The organism is Chamaesiphon sp. VAR_69_metabat_338, assembly GCF_031423935.1.
In the GTDB taxonomy this organism is placed as follows: Bacteria; Cyanobacteriota; Cyanobacteriia; order Cyanobacteriales; family Chamaesiphonaceae; genus Chamaesiphon.
This window is the reverse complement of record NZ_JANPGM010000686.1, coordinates 1-3,907: the sequence shown is the minus strand read 5'-3', so window position 1 is coordinate 3,907 and position 3,907 is coordinate 1. Positions and strand designations below refer to the sequence as shown.

Annotated in this window: 5 protein-coding genes; 3 read left to right on the top strand and 2 right to left on the bottom strand. The window is 50.3% G+C overall.

The genetic code is table 11. The features are described 5' to 3' along the window. From RMO84_RS19115 to RMO84_RS19105, 3 genes are all read left to right on the top strand, one after another. On the top strand, positions 1-357 hold a 357-nt coding region (locus RMO84_RS19115), incomplete at its 5' end, for a hypothetical protein (RefSeq protein ID WP_310490022.1). Positions 358-511: 154 nt separating this feature from the next. Continuing rightward, positions 512-1,150 carry a hypothetical protein gene (locus tag RMO84_RS19110; protein ID WP_310490021.1) on the top strand — a complete coding sequence of 213 codons (639 nt, stop codon included), beginning with the start codon at positions 512-514 and terminating at the stop codon, positions 1,148-1,150. A gap of 117 nt (positions 1,151-1,267) precedes the next feature. Then, on the top strand, positions 1,268-2,371 hold the full coding sequence (locus tag RMO84_RS19105; protein WP_310490020.1) for an HhoA/HhoB/HtrA family serine endopeptidase: 1,104 nt from the start codon (positions 1,268-1,270) through the stop codon (positions 2,369-2,371). 157 nt (positions 2,372-2,528) lie between these two features. Here RMO84_RS19105 and dusA read toward each other — a convergent pair whose 3' ends face one another. Together dusA and RMO84_RS19095 are read right to left on the bottom strand one after the other, a co-directional pair. Beyond that, a complete protein-coding gene (gene dusA / locus RMO84_RS19100) occupies positions 2,529-3,548 on the bottom strand; it encodes a tRNA dihydrouridine(20/20a) synthase DusA (protein WP_396135901.1) in 1,020 nt (339 codons plus the stop codon). A gap of 33 nt (positions 3,549-3,581) precedes the next feature. Further along, positions 3,582-3,907, bottom strand: a 326-nt coding sequence (locus tag RMO84_RS19095; RefSeq protein ID WP_310490019.1) for a GFA family protein, incomplete at its 5' end; no start/stop codon positions are given.

Here is a 3,907-nt window from a genome sequence, read left to right as displayed (position 1 = left end):
CCTGGAGTCATTAGCCGCGCTACAGCACTATCTAATAGCGTTAGTGTCGCGCAAACTAATTACACTCAAGCCGCAACCGCTTTAGCTCAAGCCGAAGCAGCACAACCGACAGTCTCCGATACTACTCCTATCCGCTACGGTCGGCAAGTTGCCGATTTGGCAAGCTGCGGTTGTCCTAATGCTGACACTACAGCTAACAATACCACTACCAATCGTCCAGAATTGGTAGCAGCTAGAGCCGCAGAAGCAGAAGCTGCAACCCAATTGGCCAACGCTAAAGCCGAAGCTCGCCAGTTTCTTGACACTGTTAATGGTGGCAACAATGCCGGTCAAGCAGTAGTCAGCCAACTTTGGTAACTAGCAGCGATCGTCGAGGCTAAGTTAGCCCGTCGTTCCCAGCTAGCATCCGCGCAAAAGAGCGAGATCGATCTGGCTCTTTTGCGATCGATTACTTTCGATCGCTGCCACTATTTATCCATCATTGACTACTACAAAGTGAGGCTCGACCACAATGACACAAACATCTAAATTTCGGAATCTCCTCGTTAGCTGTGGTGCAGTCGCCACATTGGCTCTAGGTGGACTCGTTAAGCCTGCCAATGCTGCCGAACAGTTTAATGAAAAAGGCGTTCAATTCGATCGAGATACGATTATTGAATTTCAATTTCTCAAATCTAATAACTCTGCCCAATCGACTTTTGGCGTGGTTGATGTTGCAACTGGCGAAAAAACTCCGCTCATTAACGAAGCTCGCGCTCAAGATCGACCAGGAAGAAATGTTACTGGTACCGCAGGTAAGGCAGTCAGAAAACCTTTTGCTGAATTTACCTTCAAAGCAGGTAAGACTTACGCGCTCTATCTCGAATCAACTCAAAAGGGTAAAGGCACAACCACTGTCTACTCCCTACCTGACAAAAATGGTGGTTCCCAGTTAGCTCAATTCGAGAATGATGCCACTTCCTTGGGCACTCAAGGCGTCAGAATTAGCTGGAATGACGGCATTTCCGGTAAAGGTGGCGACTACAACCAGTTCTTAGTAATCGCTGGTGGTGGCATCGGTTGCCCTTGTAAGCCAAGCCCAGTCTTGACTGCACCCATTCCACCGGAAGTACCTCCTACTCGCAACAACGCACCTAGCGGTCGCGGCTAATCGCTAAGTTGAGGTCGTAACGATCGAGAAGAGGGACGAAACAGTGTTTCGTCCCTCTTTTTGATGAATAATTGGCACAATAAAGAATAAGAGTTATTACCAATCGCTGACTGCAATATGAAATCAAGAATAGGTTCTGCGATCGTGGCGATCGCGTTAATAATTGCGACCTGGCTACCACTACCCGCGATCGCCGCAGTGCCACCGATTGCCATCCCCAAAGATAGTAGTGGCAGTAGTTTTGTGAGTAAAGCGGTCGAGTTAGTCGGTACGGCAGTCGTGCGGATCGATACCGAACGGACGATTACCCGCCGCATCGATCCTTTTTATGGCGATGAAGCACTAACGGGATTGCCACAACAGCAACTATTGCGCGGTCAGGGTTCGGGATTTATTATCGATCGAGATGGCATTATTTTAACCAATGCCCACGTAGTCGATCGCGCCGATAAAGTGACTGTTATTCTCAAAGATGGACGCAGCTTGGAAGGCAAAGTTCAAGGTGTCGATCCGGTGACAGATTTGGCTGTTGTCAAAGTCAAAGGGGCTAAAAACTTACCCACAGCTCAATTAGGCGATTCGGACATCGTCAAAGTCGGGGATTGGGCGATCGCAGTCGGCAATCCCTTCGGGTTGGATAATACCGTCACCCTCGGGATCGTCAGCACCCTCAAGCGTGCCAGTTCGACTGTCGGCATGACCGACAAACGCCTTGATTTCATTCAAACCGATGCAGCGATCAATCCTGGTAATTCCGGGGGGCCACTGCTCGACTCCCAGGGACGGGTTATCGGTATCAATACAGCGATTCGCGCCGATGCGACCGGGATTGGGTTTGCCATTCCGATCAATAAAGCCAAAACAATTTCGACCCAATTAGCGCGCGGCGAAAAAGTTTCACATCCGTATCTCGGCGTGCAGATGGTAACACTCACTCCAGAAATCGCCTCTGAGAATAATCAAGATCCCAATGCGCCTTTTCAAATTCCCGAAATTAATGGCGTGTTGACGATCCGCGTTTTACCCAATACTGCGGCATCTGTAGCGGGAATGCGCCGTGGCGATGCGATCGTGGAAGTCGATGGCACTGCAATTCACGATGCCAATCAGTTGCAAGATGTGATGGAAAATAGTCATGTCGGTCAACAACTTCAAGTCCGCATTTTGCGGGATGGTAAGGATCGGATTGTTAAAGTTATTCCTAAAGAATTAAATTCTTGAAATAACGCAAGTTGCTACCAATAGAAGTACCTACGATTGAAATCGTGGCTAGTGATACTAAGTCCGCCTACGCGGACTGATTAACTAGTCCGCGTAGGCGGACTTAGCACCACGAGCAGCGGTTTCTAACCGCTGAGGTTATGTGCCGCAACTCGGATTAACAACTCTCGCCATCGGGAATCTCTGCCAGTGCGCGTTCGACAACCGATACCCCCGCGCCTGGTAACACCGATTGCTCTGTAATCAGCCGCTTCCAAATCCGGCTTCCCGATCGCCCGTGAAATAGCTGCAACATGTGACGGGTAATGCTGTGGAGCTTCAAGCCTTTACTCGTCCAGGTATCGATATAGGGCAGCATCTGGGTGACAATTTGATGGCGGCTGGGGGGTGGCGTCGGATCGCCATAGATGTCGCGATCGACCAGCGCGAGTAGATAGGGATTGTCATAAATGGCTCTACCGATCATCACGGCATCGACGTGTTGGAGCTGGGTTTGGACTTGTTCGAGATTGGTAAAGCCGCCATTAATCTCGATCGAGAGGTGGGGGAGATCCTGTTTGAGCCGATGGACGTCTTCATAGCGCAGGGGTGGAACTTCGCGATTTTCCTTGGGACTCAAGCCCTGCAACCAGGCTTTGCGAGCATGAACGGAGAATCTTTGACAGCCAGTTTGGGAGACGATCGATACAAATTTGACTAAATCTTCATAACTATCTACCTCATCGACGCCGATGCGATGTTTGATCGTTACAGGTAATGTGGTAGCTGCGACCATCGCCGCGATACATTCAGCTACGCGGTCGGGTTGGAGCATCAGACACGCGCCAAAGTTTCCATTCTGGACGCGACTGCTGGGACAGCCAACATTGAGGTTGACTTCGTCATAGCCGAAATCTGCAGCAATACGGGCGCATTTAGCTAAGTCGGCAGGGTTATCGCCACCGATTTGGAGGGCGAGAGGATGTTCGGATCGATCGAATCCCAAGAGTTTGTGTTTGTCACCATGCAGGATCGCCATACTCGTAACCATTTCGGTGTAGAGCAGGGTACGGCGGCTAATTTGGCGCAGGAAGTAGCGGCAATGACGATCTGTGCGATCCATCATTGGGGCGACGCTGAGGGGATGGTGGGAAGTAAGGGGTGGTGTTTTTAACACGGATGGGCACGGAGGTGGCACGGAGGGAAGAGGAGGAGGTGATTAGGGGGAGGTTTAGCTGTAGCGATCGCGGATGGTGTCGATCTGTTCTTCCCAGTGGGCACCATCGAAGGTGGAGATCTTAAATTGCTCGATCGGGTTGTTATCTAAACAGCGGAGATTTACATCATAGCCGTCGGGATGCGATCGCGGACGATAGAAGGCATGAATGCCGCAATGACGGCAAAAGTGGTGTTTGGCAGTTCCGGTATTAAAGGTGTAATTACTCAGATCTGCTTGTCCTTGCAGCAAGGTAAATTGCGCTGCGGACACGATGAGATGGATAAAGCCTTTTTTGCGACAAATTGAGCAATTGCATTCAATTGCTTCGCGGCGTTCGA

Coding starts and splice junctions, on each gene's coding strand:
- RMO84_RS19105 (WP_310490020.1), top strand. CDS start 1,268: ATGAAATCAAGAATAGGTTCTGCGATCGTGGCGATCGCGTTAATAATT.
- RMO84_RS19110 (WP_310490021.1), top strand. CDS start 512: ATGACACAAACATCTAAATTTCGGAATCTCCTCGTTAGCTGTGGTGCA.